Annotated in this window: 16 protein-coding genes; 9 read left to right on the forward strand and 7 right to left on the reverse strand. The window is 70.3% G+C overall.

Translation table 11 applies throughout. From position 1 onward, the window contains the following. Positions 1 to 176: 176 nt before the first annotated feature. The 3 genes from OG883_RS19385 to OG883_RS19395 all read left to right on the forward strand — a co-directional run bounded on the left by OG883_RS19385 (position 177) and on the right by OG883_RS19395 (position 4,216). Positions 177 to 1,415 (forward strand): DUF1343 domain-containing protein, encoded by a 1,239-nt coding sequence (locus OG883_RS19385; RefSeq protein WP_266542596.1) that lies wholly within the window; start codon positions 177 to 179, stop codon positions 1,413 to 1,415. 74 nt (positions 1,416 to 1,489) lie between these two features. Further along, on the forward strand, positions 1,490 to 2,818 hold the full coding sequence (locus OG883_RS19390; protein ID WP_266542597.1) for an erythromycin esterase family protein: 1,329 nt from the start codon (positions 1,490 to 1,492) through the stop codon (positions 2,816 to 2,818). 102 nt (positions 2,819 to 2,920) lie between these two features. Continuing rightward, a complete protein-coding gene (locus OG883_RS19395; RefSeq protein ID WP_266549205.1) occupies positions 2,921 to 4,216 on the forward strand; it encodes a serine-threonine protein kinase in 1,296 nt (431 codons plus the stop codon). Between the two features lie 38 nt (positions 4,217 to 4,254). On the opposite strand, the gene OG883_RS19400 is transcribed toward OG883_RS19395, so the two are convergent. Next, a complete protein-coding gene (locus OG883_RS19400; protein ID WP_266542599.1) occupies positions 4,255 to 7,092 on the reverse strand; it encodes a penicillin acylase family protein in 2,838 nt (945 codons plus the stop codon). Positions 7,093 to 7,443: 351 nt separating this feature from the next. Here OG883_RS19400 and OG883_RS19405 point away from each other — a divergent pair, with 351 nt between their 5' ends. After that, positions 7,444 to 8,055 (forward strand): hypothetical protein, encoded by a 612-nt coding sequence (locus tag OG883_RS19405; RefSeq protein WP_266542601.1) that lies wholly within the window; start codon positions 7,444 to 7,446, stop codon positions 8,053 to 8,055. Between the two features lie 288 nt (positions 8,056 to 8,343). On the opposite strand, the gene OG883_RS19410 is transcribed toward OG883_RS19405, so the two are convergent. Next, positions 8,344 to 9,060 carry a hypothetical protein gene (locus OG883_RS19410; protein WP_266542603.1) on the reverse strand — a complete coding sequence of 239 codons (717 nt, stop codon included), beginning with the start codon at positions 9,058 to 9,060 and terminating at the stop codon, positions 8,344 to 8,346. A gap of 137 nt (positions 9,061 to 9,197) precedes the next feature. On the opposite strand from OG883_RS19410, the gene OG883_RS19415 reads away from it, so the two are divergent. Beyond that, on the forward strand, positions 9,198 to 10,283 hold the full coding sequence (locus OG883_RS19415; RefSeq protein ID WP_266542605.1) for an RNA ligase (ATP): 1,086 nt from the start codon (positions 9,198 to 9,200) through the stop codon (positions 10,281 to 10,283). A gap of 172 nt (positions 10,284 to 10,455) precedes the next feature. On the opposite strand, the gene soxR is transcribed toward OG883_RS19415, so the two are convergent. Continuing rightward, the gene (gene soxR, locus OG883_RS19420) at positions 10,456 to 10,947 is read right to left on the reverse strand and encodes a redox-sensitive transcriptional activator SoxR (protein ID WP_266542607.1); all 492 of its coding nucleotides are present in this window, start codon (positions 10,945 to 10,947) and stop codon (positions 10,456 to 10,458) included. A gap of 109 nt (positions 10,948 to 11,056) precedes the next feature. Here soxR and OG883_RS19425 point away from each other — a divergent pair, with 109 nt between their 5' ends. Then, positions 11,057 to 11,518 carry a MaoC family dehydratase gene (locus OG883_RS19425; RefSeq protein ID WP_266542609.1) on the forward strand — a complete coding sequence of 154 codons (462 nt, stop codon included), beginning with the start codon at positions 11,057 to 11,059 and terminating at the stop codon, positions 11,516 to 11,518. Positions 11,519 to 11,533: 15 nt separating this feature from the next. On the opposite strand, the gene OG883_RS19430 is transcribed toward OG883_RS19425, so the two are convergent. Together OG883_RS19430 and OG883_RS19435 are read right to left on the reverse strand one after the other, a co-directional pair. After that, entirely contained in the window at positions 11,534 to 12,169 is a 636-nt protein-coding gene (locus OG883_RS19430; RefSeq protein ID WP_266542611.1) for a TetR/AcrR family transcriptional regulator, read from the reverse strand. Between the two features lie 134 nt (positions 12,170 to 12,303). After that, complete coding sequence (locus tag OG883_RS19435) at positions 12,304 to 13,455, reverse strand: acyl-CoA dehydrogenase family protein (protein ID WP_266542613.1); 1,152 nt, start codon at positions 13,453 to 13,455, stop codon at positions 12,304 to 12,306. Between the two features lie 63 nt (positions 13,456 to 13,518). Between OG883_RS19435 and OG883_RS19440 the strand changes: the two genes are divergently transcribed. From OG883_RS19440 to OG883_RS19450, 3 genes are all read left to right on the forward strand, one after another. Next, positions 13,519 to 14,163: a TetR/AcrR family transcriptional regulator gene (locus OG883_RS19440; RefSeq protein ID WP_266542615.1), complete on the forward strand. Its 645-nt coding sequence runs from the start codon at positions 13,519 to 13,521 to the stop codon at positions 14,161 to 14,163. A gap of 148 nt (positions 14,164 to 14,311) precedes the next feature. After that, complete coding sequence (locus OG883_RS19445; RefSeq protein ID WP_266542617.1) at positions 14,312 to 15,007, forward strand: helix-turn-helix transcriptional regulator; 696 nt, start codon at positions 14,312 to 14,314, stop codon at positions 15,005 to 15,007. A 32-nt stretch (positions 15,008 to 15,039) separates the two neighbouring features. Then, complete coding sequence (locus tag OG883_RS19450) at positions 15,040 to 16,047, forward strand: DMT family transporter (RefSeq protein WP_266542619.1); 1,008 nt, start codon at positions 15,040 to 15,042, stop codon at positions 16,045 to 16,047. Here the strand turns inward: OG883_RS19450 and OG883_RS19455 are convergent. Together OG883_RS19455 and OG883_RS19460 are read right to left on the reverse strand one after the other, a co-directional pair. Then, on the reverse strand, positions 15,959 to 17,347 hold the full coding sequence (locus OG883_RS19455) for an MFS transporter (protein WP_266542621.1): 1,389 nt from the start codon (positions 17,345 to 17,347) through the stop codon (positions 15,959 to 15,961). The genes OG883_RS19450 and OG883_RS19455 overlap by 89 nt on opposite strands. Positions 17,348 to 17,609: 262 nt before the next feature. Then, a complete protein-coding gene (locus OG883_RS19460) occupies positions 17,610 to 18,689 on the reverse strand; it encodes a Zn-dependent alcohol dehydrogenase (RefSeq protein ID WP_266542622.1) in 1,080 nt (359 codons plus the stop codon). Between the last annotated feature and the right edge of the window lie 13 nt (positions 18,690 to 18,702).

An 18,702-nucleotide genomic window follows, 5' to 3' on the forward strand; every position in this document is an offset into this window, starting at 1 on the left:
TCGGTATGTAGTGAGGGAAGGGGGCGGGTCCGAAGGGGCGGCACGGAAACGGCAGGACGGCACGGAAGGGGCACAGAGGAGCGGGGTGCGAACCGCGGTGCCGGGGTCGTTCCCCGCGCCCGGTGTGCGCGCTAGCGTGCATGGCCATGACAGTCGTCGATCACGGAGGTAGCTCGATGAGCCTGTCCAGACGGGGTTTGCTGGCCGCCGGCGGTGCGGCGGGGGCGCTGGCCGCGACTCCCGCTCCCGCGGCCGCCCACTCGGACCGGGGCCGGGTCCGCACCGGATTCGACCGGCTGGCCGCCGACGGATACGCGCCGCTGTCCGGGCAGCGGGTCGGAGTGGTCACCAACCCGACCGGGATCACCCGGGACGTGAGGCACATCGTCGATGTGATGCACGCCGACGACCGGGTGAACCTGACCGCCGTCTTCGGCCCCGAGCACGGCTTCCGCGGCACGGCGCAGGCGGGCGGTTCCGAGGGGCGCTACGACGACCCCGCGACCGGGCTGCCGGTCTACGACACCTACCTCAAGAGCGGGCAGCCGCTCGCCGACATCTTCACCGCTTCGGGCGTGGAGACGATCGTCTTCGACATCCAGGACGCCGGCGCCCGCTTCTACACGTACATCTGGACGCTCTTCGACTGCATGCAGGCGGCCGCGCTCGCGAGGAAGCGGTTCGTCGTGCTCGACCGGCCGAACCCGGTGACGGGACGGGCCGCCCTCGGACCCGTGCTGGACAAGGCCTTCGCGACCTTCGTGGGCCGCGAGCCGATCGCGCAGGCGCACGGTATGACCGTCACGGAGCTGGCGCGCCTGTTCAACGGCGAGTTCCTGACGCAGCCCGTGGAGCTGGAGACGGTACGGATGTCGGGGTGGAAGCGCTCGGACTTCTTCGACGGGACGGGCCTGCCGTGGGTGCCGCCGAGCCCCAACATGCCGACGCCGGACACCGCGCTGGTCTACTCCGGCACCTGCCTCTTCGAGGGGACCAACCTCTCGGAGGGACGCGGGACGACGCGTCCGTTCGAGCTGTTGGGCGCGGAGGGCATCGACCGCCGCTGGGCCGAGGCCGCCAACGCCCTGGAGCTGCCGGGCGTCCGCTTCCGTGAGGCGTACTTCGCCCCGACGTTCTCCAAGTTCCAGGGCAAGACCGTCGGCGGGGTCCAACTGCACGTCCACGACCGGGAGTCGTACGATCCCGTGCGCACGGGCACCGCTCTGCTGGTGACGGCGAAGCGCACCTGGAGCGGATTCGCCTGGCGCCCGGACAACTGGATCGACAAGCTGACCGGCTCCACGAAGGTACGCACGCTGATCGACGCGGGGGCCGGGACGGACGACGTCGTGGCGGCGTGGCAGGGCGACCTGGCCAGGTTCAGAGCCGTACGGAAGAGGTATCTCCGCTACTGACGGGGGCCAGCACCACCACGGAGAGGGGTGCCGGCTGGTTGGCCGGGCCCCCTGCCCGGCGACACCCTTGATCCATGTACTCGCACACACGACATCGGTTACGGCAACTGCTGCTGCTCGCGCTCGCTCTCGGCTCGCTCGTCGTGGCGGGGACCGCACGGGCACAGCCGTCTTCCGGGCCCCCTTCCGACGATCCCGGACGAGCCCTGGCGCGGGCCGCACGGCCACTGTCCGATCTGCGGCCGCTGGAGCGGATGATCGGCACGGCGAAGATCGTGGGCATCGGCGAGGCCACCCACAACTCCCGTGAGTTCTTCACCACCAAGCACCGCGTCTTTGGGGACCTGGTGGAGCGCAAGGGGTTCACCACCTATGCCCTGGAGGCCAACTGGAGCACGGGCCTGCGCCTCAACGACTATGTGCTGCACGGCAAGGGCGATCCGCGGCGGATCATGCGGGAGGAGTTCCAGAACTCGTATCTCATCTGGCACACCCGCGAGTATCTGGATCTGATCCGCTGGATGCGGCAGCACAATCTCCGTCATCCGCACCACCCCGTCCAGTTCATGGGTAACGACCTCGGCTACGCGGGACCACGGCTCTTCGACACGGTGACGGCGTACGTCGGACAGCACTATCCGGCGCTGCTGCCGCAGATCGGCCGGCTCTACCGGGAGTCCCGGCCGACCGGGGGCGTGGACGCGACCATGAAGGCGTACATGGCCAGGCCGCTGCCCGAACGCCGTGCACTGGCGAAGGACGTACAGCGGGCGCTGGCTCTGCTGGAGCGGCAGCGGCCCGGGCCCGACCGCGAGAAGCACGCCTGGATGCTCCAGGATGCGCGCGCCATCGCCCAGACCGGCACGGAGTTCTCGTACGACCTCACCGACCCGGCCGAGATCGGGGAGGCGATGCGCTACCGGGACCGGATCATGGCCGAGAACACGGTGTGGTGGCAGCGGCAGACCGGGCACCGGATGCTCCTGTCCGCCCACAACGGGCACGTCGGGTACGAGTCGAGCAACACCGCGCAGTACCCGAAGCTGCAGGGCGCTTTCCTGCGGGACATGATCGGCGACGAGTACATCAGCGCCGGATTCACCTTCGGGCAGGGGTCGTTCAACGCACTCGATGTGACGGATCCGGCCGAGCCCATCCGCCGGTTCGAGGTCGGTCCGCCGGAGAGGGGCAGCAATGAGCACACCCTGGAGCGGGTGTCGCGCCGTGACTACTACCTCGACATGCGCACGGCGCCGGCCGCCGCGCGGAACTGGCTGGGTGTGGTCCGCCAGACCCGGAACATCGGCAACGCATGGCCGGCCGAGGAGGAACCGGTGCGGCTCGCCGCCTCGTACGACGTGCTGATCCATCTCCACCGGGTCACCGCCGCCGACCGGCTCTGACCGTCTGCGACCGACATCGGTCGAAGGTATGGCCGTCCCTCCCTTTACGCAGGATGCTGTGCCATCAGCGGACAAAAACGGGGAGGGCCGGTCATGCCGGAAATGAGTGTGGGGCCGTACCAGGAGATCACCTTCGACGCGGACGGCGATGTCGACACCGCCCAGCGCGCCCGGCTTGCGGGGCTGGACGTCACCGATCTGGTGATGTTCGCACACGGCTGGAACAACTCTGTCTCTGTTGCCTCCCGGCTGTATTCGGCCTTCTTCGCCCCCTTCCCCGGCCTGCTGGCTTCCTCGCCGGGTGTGCGGCTCGGGTACGCGGGTGTGGTGTGGCCGTCGATGAAGTTCACGGACGAGCCGATCCCCGACTTCCGGCCGTCGGCCGCGGCGCACGAGACACCGGGGCTGGACCGGGAGACGCAGCACGCTCTCGCCGAGCTCTTCCCGGGGCACCGGGGCACGGTGGCGCGGCTGACCCGACTGCTCGACGAACAGCCCGAGTCGGAGGCGGCCTTCGCGGAGTTCGGCGTACTGGCCCGGCAGTTGGCCGAAGTGCCCGCCGGCGGGCTGGAGGCAAGCTTCTCCGACGACCTTCCGCTGGACGAGCAGGGCCCTCCGGCCGTGCTGTACGAGGACACCCTCACGATGTGCCGGAAGTTCACCCTCGCGCTGGAGGAGACCGGGGCGGTGACCAAGGAGGAACCGGCCGCCTGGTCCTTCTCGTTCGGCGGCGGACTGAAAAGGCTGTGGAAGGGCGCCAAGGAGCTGCTGCGGCAGACGACGTACTACGCGATGAAGCGCCGGGCCGGCACGGTAGGTGAACTGGGACTCGGTCCGCTCCTCGGCCAGCTCGCCCGGTCCTCGCCCCAGGTGCGTGTGCATCTGGTCGGCCACAGCCAGGGGGCGCGGCTGGTCGCCTTCGCACTGCGCGGGCTGCCCGACGGCGCGGGGAACGTGAAGTCGGTGACGCTCCTTCAGGGAGCCTTCTCACACTATGCGTTCTCCTCGAACCTGCCCCACGCCCCGCACCGCGGCGGCGCGCTGCGCAGCATGCAGCACCGGGTCGACGGGCCCGTCGTGGCCTGCTATTCGCGGCACGACAGCGCGCTCGGGGTGATCTATCCGTTGGCGTCGAGTCTGGCCGGGGACTCGTCGACGGCGGCCGGGGACGACCGTCGGTGGTGGGCGATGGGGCACGACGGCATACAGGCCGTCGAGCGCACGGCCCGGCTGACGCTGGAGGAGGCGCTCAGGGCGGGGATTCCTTCCTCCGGCTGCGTCAGCGTGGACACGGCGTCGGTGGTACGACGCGGCGGGCCGCCGTCGGGCGCGCACAGCGACATCTGTCATGCGGAGCTGGCCCGGGTGGTGCTCGCCGCGGGCCGCATCGGGCGCTGACGCCCGCGCGGCCCGCGGCTGTGGTCACCGGCGGCCCGTCACCGGTGCGACGGGAACTCGACGACCTGCTGATAGGTCGGCCGGTTCTGCCAGTGGGCCGCCGGGTGGGTGATGCCGCCCAGCGCACGGTGGATGATCGCGTCCGTGCACCACTGGTCGCCGGCCCCGCAGCCGGCATCGCCGGGGTAGACCTCGCCCGCCGGCTTGGCCATGGCCTGCTTCAGCGTGGCGAGGAGCGCGTCACGGCAGGCGGCGAGGTCGCCGTTGCCGCAGTACGCCTTCGCCAACGGGCCCTCGACCTGCTCCCCCAGGACCTGGCGGAGATCCTTGTCGGCGAAGCCCCACCAGCCGTACTGGAAGGCGGAGCCGCCATGGGCCCCGGTCGCGCCATGCGCGGCGGCCGGGGATTCGTCGGTCGGCAGACTCGCGGTGAGTGCCTTGTAGAGGCCGTCGCCGAGTCCCGGCATGAACTCGGCCTCGATCAGCAGCGGCCACCAGGCATCCATGATCCGTACCGCGTCGGCATGGGTGTAGCGGTGCGAACCGGGCGCGGTCTCCTTGCGCTGCGATCCCGCCGACTGCCAGGACTCCAACTGCTGTACTGCCGCATTGGTCTGCGGATCGGTGACGGGCCGGGAGCGCAGCACCTTCAGCAGCTCGGGCAACAGCTGCTCACCGCGCAGATCGGTGACGGCGGCTTCCGCCATCGCCCGGGTGAGCGAGGCACGGGTCACCCCGCCGTCCGCGACGAGCTTCGCCACCCGGTCGTCCAGCAGATCGCCGCGGTGCACGGCGCCGAAGCCGAAGGCCGCGGTGGCGTACCCCTTGGCCTGCCGGTTGTTCCAGGAGACGTAGTAGTCCTGGCCGATGGACCGGGGGTGCTGGGCGAAGGGGGTGTACAAGGCGGTGTTGTCCGCCGGGTCGTAGCCCTGCCACTCGTACTGCCGCTCCGCGGTGACCGGCAGCGCCGGGTCGACGTCCTTCGCCCGCGCCGGATTCATACCGCTGTTGTAGAAGGCGGCGGTGCGGGAGTCGGCGTAGAACCAGTTGAAGGCGTAGTCGATGTTGTGGGCGGCCTGCTGGAAGGACGCGGCATCCTTCACATAGGACGGGTCGTTCAGCATCTGGAAGCCGATGATCGAGTCGGCCTCATGCCGGTAGGTGGTGCGCAGCGAGGTGTACGCGACGGGCTTGCCGGCGATGGTGGCGCGGTGGGTGACGATGCCGTAGTCGGTGCGCCAGACCTGCATCCGGTACGAGCCCTTGGCGGTGGAGTCGGCGACGGTCGGCTTCCAGGCGTTGCGTCGTTCCAGCTTCTCCATCGGCGTGCAGACACCCCGGTAGAGGTAGTGGACCGCGTCCTTGGCGGGCGTGCCGCCGCCGGGCGCGCACAGCTCGATCGCATAGGTGTCGGTGATGTCCTGGGCCGCGGAGGTGGCGGACCAGGCGTAGTCCTGGCCGCGGCCCATCTGGACGTACATGCCGACTCCGGCGAAGGAGACTCCGCGGGCGGAGATGCCGGGGCCCTGGAGCTCCTGGAGCATCATCAGCTGTGGCGCGAAATAGCCGGTTTGCGGGCCAAAGACGGCGACAGGATTGCCACTCGCGGTGTGCTTGCCGGAGACGAGGAGCGCGTTGGACATCCCGCGTCTGCCGCCGAGCGAGCCGGGCGCGATCACCCCGTCGTCGTACATCCCCTGCGCCGGCTTCAGGCTCTTCGGTGCGCGCAGCGGGGACTTGGCGCCGGTGCCCGCCGAGCCGGTCCTGTCGTGCACCAGTTGCTCGGGGACGACGGAACCGGAGTCGGGCAGCGCGGTGCCACGCGGGTTCTCGGGCTTGCTGGCGTACGGGAAGCTCGTGCCGTCGTGGACGGTGAGCACGGCCTCGGGGTCCTCGCGCTGGCGGAAGGACTCCCAGACCTTGGTGCCTTCGGCCAGGCCGTACTTCTGCTGGGCGGCGAGGAGGGAGAGCGCGGCCTGCACCTCGCCGCCTCCGCCCCCGCCGAACTGGCCGCCGACGACCGAGGCGATGGAGATCAGGTCGGTGAGCTTGAAGGGCTGGATCTCCCCGACGTTGGTGATCGAGTCGATATGACCGGTGAGGACGTACTCACCGGGGAAGTACCGTCCGTTCTTGGACTTCTCGCGGTACGCGTTGATGCCGTCGACGTACGCCTGGGCGTCGGCCATGGCCTGTTCGCCGCGGGCGCCCTCGGTCTTTCTGATCTGCTCGATCTGCGCCTCGTAGTCGGCCTCGGTGTACGGGGCCTGCGGCCAGAACTGCTGCTCCAGGCCCTGGTTGGCGAGTGCGCCACCCGCGAACGGGGTCAGTTCGCCGCGGCCTATGTGCCGGAAGAGATCCATCATCCAGAGCCGGTCCTGGCCGGCGGCGAATCCGGCGCCGAACTCGGTGCCGTAGCGGGTGGTGCCCTTGATGTGGGGGACGCCGGTCCTCTTGTCGCGGGTGATGGTGACGTCGGGGCGGGGTGTGGTGACGGACTCGACCTGGCCCTGGGGAACCCCGAAGGAGGCGTCGTTGAAGAAATCGTTGAGCTTGGCGTCGGTGAGTCCGCCGTAGCCGCCCACCAGGGAGTCGTAGCGGCCGAGTTGGTCGGAGCTGTGGGCGGGGCGGGTGCCGAAGACCTTGTGGGCGAGGATGTCGACGAGGGTGGCGTTGCCGTTCTGGCCGGGCGGGAGGATGTCGGCGCACTGGCCTCCGCAGAGGTCGGTGTCGGCGGCGGATGCGGTGGGTGATGCCGTGGGGGGCGCGGCTGCGGCGGCGGCCGCGGCCTGTGGCTGCGGAGCCAGCAGACCTGCGCCAAGGACGAACACCGCGGCGGCGGTGGCGGTTCTGAGACTTCCGGTGCGTCGTCGCATGGATGCTCCTAGAGGAGGCCGATGCGCCGGAGGTTACTGGCGGTATGACTCGTCAGTAAGGTGAACATGCGTCACCTTTCCCGAATCGCCACAACAGTCGGTCAGTGCCCGGGGATCAGGCCCTCCATGACCGCGACAGGGAGGGCGGAGGCGGCGGCGAGGCCCTCCGGGGCACTCTCGTTCGGCTCGCTTTTGCGCAAGATCGAACCCTCCCCGGCGTGCCGTGCCTCATGGGCGATGTCCGGCCGTTGTCCGGCTGATGGTCGCCATCGGATTTTCGATGGAGCCGGATCGGGCAGGCGTACGTCCATTCCATGACGCCGAAGTACGAGCGACGGAGGTGGCAGTGCGATGGCCGGTTTCCGGAGTCTTGCGAGACAGGTGCGCGACCCGCGGAGTGACCTGGCGCTGCGGCGCTATTCACTGCGGAAGTGCCTGGAGCGATTTGCCCCTTATGGGCACCGGGCAACCTGGGATCACCTGTGCGGGAGGCACAGCATCGAGCCCGAGGACAGGGCCCCCGATCCGGCGCGGCTGGTGGCCGCGCTCGAAGAGCTGGAGGAGGCGCGGGCCGTCTGGCTCGCGTACGAGGAGAATTTCGCCGACCGCCGCAAGCGTGAGAAGCACGATGGACTGCGGCGGCCGGGATCCATCGACGACTGGCACCGACGGACCTGGGGCGGGAACGGGGTCGCGCGCTGCGACACCCCGGCCGCCCATCCGTCGGCACCGCTCGGTGAGGTGCTGCGGCGGCTGATCTCCGCGCTGGAGACCGAGCCCGGGGAGGCCTGCCCGGTGTGCCGGGGAACGTACATCGTGTGGCGGCAGGACCTGGCCAGTGAACCGTGGTTCGGTCCGGTCTGCGCGGGGTGCGGCATCGTCGTGCCGCAGCCGGTACTGACATCCGAGGCCGTGGCGGCGGCCAAGAAGGCAGGGCGCAAGGAACTGGCGTCGGTGGCGTAGGGCGCGCGGGGGCGGCCACGGCGTCGTTGCGCCCCCGCGTTGTCAGTGGCGACCGGCACCATCGAAGGCATGATTCAGGTCTGCCTGAACGGCCGCCTCCCCCAGCCTTCGGCCGGGAGTACCCCCGCCTCGCTGCGCCCTGCCGCCTACGGCATCGCCGTGCCGTTGTCACCCGGGCCGGGTGCCGAGGCGGCGGCAGCGGCACGCGGATCGGCCCGGAGGACACACCCTTCCTGCCGGGCGGCCGGCCCGCCGGATCCAACGCCGAGCTGCTGTCGGCGGCGCCGGTCAAGCCGCCCAGCGCAGATCGTAGGGCAGGCCCAGCAGGCATACGTTGAGGACGAGTTCGACGTCGGCCCCCTGGGCGGCGAGCCGGTCGGGGGCATGCTCGTACAGCCAGGCCTGCATCTCCGCGAGCGGTTCGTCCCGGTCATGGTCGTGCCACTCGCGAATGACCGACTGCTCGTTGAGGAGGTCGTTGATCCAGAGCTGGGCGACCGCGGCCAGGTGGTCGTCGGCGATCCCTCCTTCGGGCTGCGCCGCCCAGTGCGCCAGGAAGGGGGTGACGGTGCTGCTCGCGGCGACGCACGCCTGGAAGACCCGCTCGACCGAGGCGCTCGGCGCTGCGGATGCGAGGGCGTCTGCCCACCAGGCGTCCAGGAAGCCGGAGACGGCCGCCCGTTGGTCGTCCGGCCAGTGCTGCCAGCAGGCCCGGGCCAGCCCGGACATCTGATCGAAGGCCGGCTCGATCCGGCCGGCCACGAGGTGACCGGCAAAGTCCGGGAGCAGCCGCCGTATCGCTGCCGCGTGATCGGCGAAGTGGTTCGGCGCCTCGAACATGTAGTACGAGACCATGTCGGCCGGCAGGGGCACGTCCGGCGTGCGCAACAGCGCGGTCTCCCCGGAGATGTGGCACCGGTCGCAGCCCTCCTCGTCGGGGCTGACCGTTCCGGCGAAGACGGAGCGGACGCGCGCTACCGCGGCATCAAGAGATGAGGAGGGCATGGGAGCTGTCCTGACAGGACTCCGGGCGACCTGCGCCGGCCGAAGAGAGGGACGCTACCAGAGCGATATCCGCTCGCCCACCGGGATGTGCAACCCGCACAGTGGGGCGATGCGGACCACACCCGAGGAGCCCTGACATGTCGACCCTGCGCGTCACCGCCGAACTGCTGACCATCCACACGCACCCGAACGCCGACGCACTCGAGCTGGCCCAGGTGGGCCTCTACCGCGCCGTGGTCGCCAAGGGCGCGTACCGCAGCGGTGACGCCGCCGTCTATATCCCGGAGCAGGCCGTGCTCCCGGCCGAGTTGGTCGAGGAGCTGGGGCTGACCGGGCGACTCGCGGGCGGTGCCTCCAACCGGGTCAAGGCGGTGCGGCTGCGCGGCGAGCTGTCGCAGGGCATCGTCTGCCGGCCCGGCGCGCTGGCGGACGTCGATCTGGTGCGTGCCGCCGCCGACGGCACGGACTTCGCGGAGCTGCTCTCGATCACCAAGTGGTCGCCGCCCATCCCGCCCACCATGGACGGCGAGGTGGAACGAGCGCCCGATCTGCTGTCCTGGGTGGACATCGAGAACATCCAGCGCTACCCGGAGATCTTCGAGCCGGGTGAGCCCGTGGTGCTGACGGAGAAGCTGCACGGCTCGGCCTGCCTGATGACGTACACCGTGGCGGGCGACGCATCGGACACCGGGAAGGTCCAGGTGTCGTCCAAGGGCTTCGGCTCCAAGGGTCTTGCGCTCAAGGAGGACCCCCGGAACCTGTACTGGCGGGCGATCCTCGGCCATGACGTTCCGGCGGTCGCTGCGCGCCTCGCCGAAAAGCTGGGCGCGCGCCGGATCGGCCTCTTCGGCGAGGTGTACGGCGCCGGGGTGCAGGACCTCGCCTACGGTGCGAACGCACGCGCCGAGGAGGATCTGGGATACGCCGTCTTCGACGTGTCGGCGGAGATCGACGGGCAGGTCCGCTGGCTGGACGCGGCCGAGCTGCTCAGCGGTGAACTCCCCCTCGTACCACGGCTGTACGAGGGTCCGTACGACATCGAGAAGGTGCTGGAGCTGGCGAGCGGGCGGGAGACCGTGTCCGGGCGTGAGCTGCATCTGCGGGAGGGCGTGGTGATCCGTCCGGCCACCGAGCGCTACAGCCCGGTGGTGGGCGGCCGGGCGATAGCCAAGGCGGTCAGCCCCGCGTATCTGACCCGCAAGGGCGGCACAGAGTACGAGTAGCAGGACGAAAGCTGCCGGAGAGGGACGTACACGAGGTACGCGCAAGAAGTACGCGGGGGAACGCGCGCGAGGTGGGCCCGGCACGGGGGTGCGGGCCCACCTTTCGCGTCGGGCGCCACCCCTCTTCACCCCGGGCGCCCCTCTTCACCTCAGGCGCCCGGCCCTCTGCACGTCAGGCGCCGTCCTTCGCACCGTCCTTCGCGGACCGCCGGTGCTCCGGCAGCAGCCGCGAACCGGTCATCCGCTCACCGAAGACGTCGTCCGGGTTGGACAGGACGCAGGTCTCCAGGGAGAGACAGCCGCAGCCGATGCAGTCGGTGAGGTGGTCGCGGAGCCGGCCGAGCTGCTTGATGCGCTCGTCGAGCTCGGCACGCCAGGCCTGGGACAGCCTCGCCCAGTCCTCCCGGTCGGGCGTGCGTTCCTCGGGCAGTTCGGCGAGCGCTTCCCTGATCGTGGCGAGCGGAATACCGACGCGCTGTGCCGCGCGCACGAAAGCGACCCGGCGCAGCGCGTCCCTGCCGTAGCGACGCTGATTGCCGGTGGTCCTGCGGCTGCTGATCAGGCCCTTGGACTCGTAGAAGTGCAGGGCGGACACGGCCGCGCCGCTGCGCGCGGACAGCTGGCCGACGGTGAGCTCGTGGATCTTCTCGGGAATCTGTGGCACTCCTCGAACCCTACTGGCCGACCGTTGACAGGAGCGCGCCCACCCAACCATGCTGAGCAAGCGCTTAGACATAAGCTCTTTGAACGCCTGAGAGGCAGGGACCAGGGACATGGCAGAGCCGAGGATCTTCACCTCCGCCGAGGAGCTGCGCGCCGGGGTCGGCGAGCAGCTGGGGCACAGCGAATGGCTGGAGATCGAGCAGAAGCGGATCGATCTCTTCGCCGAGGCCACCGGTGACCACCAGTGGATCCATGTCGACCCGGAGCGGGCCGCGAGCGGCCCCTTCGGCACGACGATCGCGCACGGCTATCTCACGCTGTCGCTGCTGCCGACCTTCGTCCCGCAGATCATGCGCGTCGAGGGCATGAAGATGGGCATCAACTACGGCGCCAACAAGGTCCGCTTCCCCTCCCCCGTGCCGGTGGGCTCGCGACTGCGCGCATCAGCGGTGCTGCAGAGCGTCGAGGAGGCGGGCGGAGGCGTACAGGTGACCGCCCTCGTCACGGTGGAGCGCGAGGGCGGCGACAAGCCGGTGTGCGTGGCCGAGTCGCTGTCCCGCTACTACTTCTGAAGCGGACGGACTACGTCAGCGGACGGACTGCTTCGGGTCGGAGACCATCCGCAGGACGAGGTCGGCGTAGAGCGCGCCGACCTCGTCGGGCGTCCTGCGCCCCTGCGTGCTGAACCAGCGCGCCACATCGATGCAGAGCGAGAGCACGGCGACGGTGGTGCCGGGCACGTCCGGTACGTCGAACTCCCCCGCCTCCACTCCCTCGGTCAGGATGCGGCGCACCACGGCATCGCTGCTGCGGCGCAGTTCCATGATCTCGGTGCGGTGGTCGGGCGAGAGCGCGTCCAGTTCGTACTGGACCACACGAGCGGTGGTGTGCCGCCCTGCGTGCCAGCGGACGAAGGAGCTGACGGCTTCGGCGAGCCGCTCGGCGGGCGTGCCCTCGGTCGCGGCCGCCGCCGTCAGGATCTCCAGGGCCTTGTCGTGCCCGATCCGGCTGATCCGGTGGAGCAGCTCTTCCTTGGTCTTGTAGTGGATGTAGAGCGCGGCCGGGCTCATCCCGGCACGGCCTGCGATGTCGCGGGTCGTGGTCGCGTGATAGCCGCGCTCGGCAAAGGCCTCGACTGCGGCGACGAGCAGCTTCCTGGCGGCTTCGGGCGTGACCTCGCCCCATGCCATGTCCTCGCCGGCCGTCTCCTCCGCCGTACTCATCACTCGGGCTCGCCCCTTCCATTCATCAGGACGCACACCATACCCCGACGGTGAGCAAGCGCTTAGAGCCTTTGAGCCATGTGGAGGGGTCGCGGCGGCGCGCATCCTCTCCGGCCGGGCCCGGCCCCGCGCACTCAGAAGGCGGACACTCCGGTCAGGGCGCGGCCGATGATCAGCTTCTGGATCTGGCTGGTGCCTTCGTAGAGGGTCATCACCCGGGCGTCGCGCAGCAGTTTGCCGACCGGATACTCGTCGATGTAGCCGTAACCGCCGAAGACCTGAAGGGCGTTGCCGGCTGCGCGTACGGCGGCCTCGGAGGCGAAGAGTTTGGCCTGAGAGGCGGCGGTGGCGAACTCCTTGCCGCGGTCGACGAGATCGGCGACCCGCCAGGTGAGCATCCGGGCCGCCTCCACGTCCACGGAGATGTCGCTGATCAGTTCCTGGACCAGCTGGTAGGAGGCGATGGACCTGCCGAACTGTTCACGCTCGCCCGCGTAGCCGACTGCCGCGTCGAGGGCGGCCTGCGCAATACCCACGCAACCCGCCGCGACCGACATCCGCCCCTTGGCGAGCGCGGACATCGCGATCGAGAAGCCCTTGCCCTCGGGGCCCAGCAGCGCGGAGGCGGGGACGCGGACATCCTCGAGGACCAGCTCGGCGGTGGCCTGACCGCGCAGGCCGAGCTTGCCGTGAATGGTGCGGCGGGTCAGCCCGGGGGTACTGGCGGGGACCAGGAAGGCGGAGACGCCCTTGTACCCGGGGGTGTCGTTGGTACGGGCGAAGAGGAGAACGACATCGGCCCAGGTGCCGTTGGTGATGAACATCTTGGAGCCGTTGATGACATACGAATCGCCGTCACGCGCGGCCCTGGTCGTCAGATTTCCGGCGTCGGAGCCGGTGCCCGGCTCGGTGAGCCCGAAGCAGCCGATCGCCTCGCCCGCGGTGAGCCGAGGCAGCCACCGGCGCTTCTGCTCCTCGTCGCCCCAGGCGGCGATGGTCTTGGTGACCAGGCCGAGGGAGACGGAGACGATGCCGCGAACCGAGGAGTCACCGCGCCCGAGCTCTTCGGTGACCAGGCAGTACGCGAGGTGGTCACCGCCCGAGCCGCCGTACTCCTCGTCGACGGTGAGCCCGAGAAAGCCGAGCGCGCCCAGCTTCTTGACGATCGACTTGTCGACGTTCTCGGTACGGTCCCACTCGACGGCATGCGGGGCGATCTCGCGGTCGACGAAGTCCTTGGCCAGCTGCCGGACGGCTGACTGCTCCTCGCTGAGCTCCAGGTTCACCGCGGCACCCCACCTTTAACTAACACTGCTAGTTTCCTGCTGGCAGGCCCTACTATGTGCCGCATGGCCCGACCGCGCAAGCCCCTCCTCAGCAGAGAACGCATCGTCGAAACGGCGAGCGCACTCGTGGACGCGGAGGGGCTGGACGCCGTCTCCACCCGGCGCCTCGCCGCCGAGCTCGGCGTCAGCGGACCTTCCCTCTACAACCACTTCCGCAACAAGGACGAGATCCTCGAAGCCGTCGCCGACGCGGTCAGCGCCCAGGTCGATCTGTCGATGTTCGAGGAGAACGACGGTCGCGACTGGCGCACCGCGCTGCACGACTGGGCCGTTTCCTACCGCGCCGCCCTGACTGCCCACCCCAACACCGTCCCCGTACTCGCCACAGGCCCCGGCCGTCGCCCGGCGGGCCTCAAGGTGGCCGACGCCGTCTTCGGCGCGATGGTCCGCGCGGGCTGGCCACCGGCCCAGGCCACCTATATCGGCGCCCTGATGCGGTACTTCGTCACCGGCTCGGCTCTCGGGTCCTTCGCCCGCGGTTTCGTCGACGACGAGACGGCGTACGACCCGGCCGACTATCCGCACCTCGGCCAGGCCCATCTGCTCGCCGACCGGCAGCAGCAGGTGGACGAGGGCGCTTTCGAGACCGGCCTGCGGGCGCTCATCGACGGTCTGGCCGTCCAGTACGAGGCGATGGCGCGCGCGTGACGACCCCCGCTGTGTGGAGGGCCTGAAGCCGGTGGGGCCCGTCGCCCCGGAATCCGGGTACGTCTGCCGGCTCGACGACGTGTGGCGAGACGAAATGCGACGGGACGCTTCGGCCGTCACCGAACAGTGAGTGCGGCATCCTGGATGCATGTCAGCCAGAGATGTTGCCGCGCTCGCCGCGCTCCTCGCCGACGACACCCGCGCCTCGTTCTGTCTCGCCCTGCTCGACGGACGCGCCTGGACCGCGGGCGAGCTCGCCCGGCATGCGCACGTCGCGCCGTCGACCGCGAGCGAGCATCTGGGAAAGCTCGTCGCGGGCGGGCTGCTCGCCGAGGAGCGACAGGGCAGGCACCGCTACGTACGCCTCGCCGACGAGCGCGTCGCGCATCTCGTCGAAGAGCTCGCCTCGCACGCCGCGCAGGAAGCCGGCCGGCCGCCGCAGAACCTGCGGGCGGCCAGTGCACGCAGCGCCATGGCGCGCGGGCGCACCTGCTACGACCATCTCGCCGGGCGGCTGGGCATCGCGATCACCGGGGCCATGACCGCACGGGGGCTGCTGCGCCAGGACACCGGATTCGCTCTGACCGTTCAAGGGGTGGACTGGTTCGGGGAGTTGGGGCTCCCACTGGAGCGGAAGGGACAGCGGCCGCTGGTACGGGGATGCCTGGACTGGACCGAGCGCAAACTCCATCTCGCCGGAACCGCCGGAGCCGAGCTGTGCCGCCACGCGCTGGACGCGGGCTGGTGCGTACGGATCGGATCGGAGCGCGCGGTGAAGGTGACCGCGGACGGCGAGCGGGCGCTGGCCGAGCTGCTCGGGATCGATCCGGAGATATTGCGGTGAGCGCCGAAGTGTCGGAGCCGTACGGTCGCGACATGACGAACTCCTCGCCCCCTGCCGGTCGCTCGCAGTGGCCCGCGCTGGCCGCCGCCGGTGTCACCGTCGTGCTGTGGGCCTCGGCCTTTGTGTCGATCCGCAGCGCCGGTGACGCCTACTCCCCCGGAGCACTCGCCCTCGGGCGGCTGCTCGCCGGGTCCCTCGCTCTCGGCTGTGTCCTGCTGATACGCCGCGAGGGGCTGCCGCCACGTGCCGCCTGGCCGGGCATCGCCGTCTCCGGGCTGCTCTGGTTCGGCGTCTACATGGTGGTCCTCAACTGGGGTGAGCAACAGGTCGACGCGGGTACGGCCGCGATGGTCGTGAACATCGGACCGATTCTCATCGCCCTGCTCGGCGCGCGGCTGCTGGGTGAGGCGCTGCCGCCGCGACTGCTGGCCGGGATGGCGGTGTCGTTCGCGGGCGCGGTGACCGTGGGGCTCTCGATGTCGGGCCGGGGCGGCGCCTCCACGCTGGGGGTACTGCTGTGTCTGCTGGCGGCAGTGGGATACGCGGCAGGGGTGGTGGGCCAGAAGCCGGCCCTGGCGCATGCGAGCGCACTGCAGGTGACGACGTTCGGCTGTCTGGTCGGGACGGTGGCCTGTCTGCCGTTCGCCGGGCAGCTCATCGACCAGGCGGGGCGCGCCCCCATGTCGGCCACGCTCAACATGGTCTATCTGGGCGTGTTCCCGACCGCGCTGGCGTTCACGACCTGGGCGTACGCCCTGGCGCGTACGACGGCCGGCCGGATGGGGGCGACAACGTACGCCGTACCGGCCCTGGTGGTACTGATGTCCTGGCTCGCGCTGGACGAGGTGCCGGGCCTGCTCACGCTGGCCGGTGGCGCGCTCTGCCTGGCAGGGGTGGCGGTGTCGCGCTCCCGGTCCCGGAAGGGGCCCGGGGCCGGGAGCGCGGCGGAGGTCAGTGATCAGCAGCAGGGGCCGGATCAGGGGCGGGGACAGCAGCGGGGACCGTCGCCGCGGCAGCGGCCCGTGAAGCCAGGATCTTGATCGAGACGAGGGCGATCACCGCGAGGCCGATGATGTAGCCGGACACGGCCATCGAGGTGCCGGTCGCCTCCAGCAGCAGGACCATCATGAACGGCGCCAGGCCGCCGCCGAAGACCGCCGCGATCTGGTAGCCGAGCGAGGCGCCGGTGTACCGCATCTCGGCGGTGAACAGCTCGGCGAAGAGCGCGGCCTGGGGCCCGTACATGATGCTGAGGAAACAGCTGGTGACGAAGGTGCCGACGCCCAGCCAGAGCAGCGATCCGGTGTCGATCAGCAGGAACATCGGGATAGCCCAGACCAGCAGGCCGACCGCGCCTGCCGCGTAGATCCGCAGCCGTCCGATGCGGTCGGAGAGTGCGGCAGCGGCGGGTATCAGCACCAGCTGGGTGAGGCTGACGCAGAGGGAGACGGTGAGTACGGCGCTGCGCTTCATGTCGAGTTCGCGGGTCGCGTAGTCGAGCACGCCGGTGATGATGATGTAGAAGGTCGCGGTGTTGACCGCGAAGGAGCCGCCGGCCAGGAAGACCGTGCCGAGGTGCTTGCGCAGGATCGTACGCAGCGGTGAGCGGGTTTCGCTCTTCTCCTGCTCGGCCAGGGTTCGTTCGGCCTCGCGGAACTCCGGGGTCTCCTCGACCCGGGTGTGGATGTACCAGGCCAGCCCGAGGACGAGGAAGCCGACGAAGAACGGGACCCGCCAGCCCCAGGCGGCGAAGGTGGAGTCGCTGGTGACGGCCCCGGCGATCAGGAAGACCGTGTTGGCGCTCACCACGCCGATGGGGACGCCGAGCTGGACGAGGCTGCCGTAGAGCCCGCGCTTGCCCTCGGGGGCGTACTCGGTGGCCATCAGCATCGCGCCGCCCCACTGGGCTCCGACGGCGATGCCCTGCAGGACGCGGAGCAGGACGAGCAGCACCGGAGCGGCGATGCCGATCGTCTCGTACGTCGGGAGGAGGCCGATTCCGGTGGTGGCGAGGCCCATCAGGGTGAGCGCGAGCACCAGCATCGGCTTGCGGCCGTGCCTGTCGCCGAAGTGGCCCGCGATGATCCCGCCCACGGGGCGGGCGAGGAAGCCGACGGCGAAGGTGGCGAAGGCGGCGAGCACGCCGGCCGAGGAGCTGCCGGAGGGGAAGTACAGGTCGCCGAGGACGAGTGCGGCTGCGATACCGAAGACGAAGTAGTCGTACCACTCGACGGCGGAGGCGAGGGCGGCCGAGGTGGCCACCCGGCGCCGGTGCCGGTCGGAGGGGACAGGGGCGGAGGCGGGGGCGGGGGTGCCGGTGGGCTGGGCGGCGGTGTCCATGCTGTGCACACTCCGATATGGGTGCGGGGACGGAGAGGGGGTGGCACTGGGGATGTGTGCCGGACCGTACCGACCGGTGGGTATGTAGGTCAACGGGTCGCACAGCAGGACTTTTGCCCGATAATTACCGGTCGGTAACCTCCGCACGGACAGCACGGACACCCCGGCCGCGGATGGCGGCCGGGGTGAAGCAGCGGGGAGACGGGAGCCAGGCGGTGCCGTTTGGATCAGGCGCGAGCCCGACAGGATCCGAACGACACCCTTAGAAGACCACCAGGGCCCGGCCCCCCTTGCCCGCGATCATGTTGTCGAAGGCGGCGGGAATGGCGTCGAGGCTGATCCGCTCGGTGACCATGGAGCTCAGATCGAGCCGTCCGGCGCGGATGTGGGCGGCGAGGACGGGCAGGTCGCGGGCCGGGTCACTGTTGCCGTAGACGCAGCCGGAGAGCGTACGGCCCCAGTGGAAGATCTCCAGGGCGTTGAAGGTGACCTGCTGGTCCTTGCCGCCGATGCCGACGACCGTGGTGCGTCCGCCGCGGCGGGTGGAGTCCCAGGCGGTACGGATGGTGGCAGCCCGGCCCACACATTCGACGGCGACGTCCGCACCCTGGCCGCCGGTGAGCTTGCGGATCTCCTTGGCGGTGGTGTCGGAGGCGACGACGTACTCGGTGGCACCGGCCCCGCGTGCGAGAGCCTCCTTCTCCGGGGAGACATCGACAGCGATGATCGTCGACGCGCCCGCGATCCGCGCGGACTGGAGGGTGGCCAGGCCGACCCCGCCGACACCGAAGACCACGACGGACTCGCCCTCGCGGACGCGGGCGGAGTGGTGGACGGCGCCGTACCCGGTCAGGACGGCGCAGCCGAGCAGGGCGGCGTCGGTGAGCGGCACCCCGTCCGGCACCGGGAGGACACAGTTCGCGGCGACGACGGTCTCCTCGGCGAAAGCCGCGACATTCAGGCCGGGGTGCAGCTCGGTGCCGTCGGCACTGCGGGCATGGACGCTCGCCGCGCCCGCGAGTGCGTGGGCGCACAGCCATACCTCGCCGATCCCGCAGTGGTGGCAACTTCCGCAGGATGGCGCCCAGTTGAGGACAACCCCGTCACCGGGGGCGACATGCGTGACGCCCTCGCCGACCGAGACGACCGTGCCGGCGCCCTCATGGCCGAGGACGGCGGGCACCGGTACCCGCATGGTGCCGTTGGACAGGGACAGATCGGAGTGGCAGACACCGGCGGCGGCCAGGCGGACCCTCACCCGGCCGGGGCCCGGCTCGGGCAGTTCGATGTCGGTGATCTCCAGCGGAGATCCGACGGCAGGCAGGACAGCGGCGCGGACCATGATGCGTGGGGCT

The sequence above is a fragment of the Streptomyces sp. NBC_01142 genome, from assembly GCF_026341125.1.
Taxonomy (GTDB): domain Bacteria; phylum Actinomycetota; class Actinomycetes; order Streptomycetales; family Streptomycetaceae; genus Streptomyces.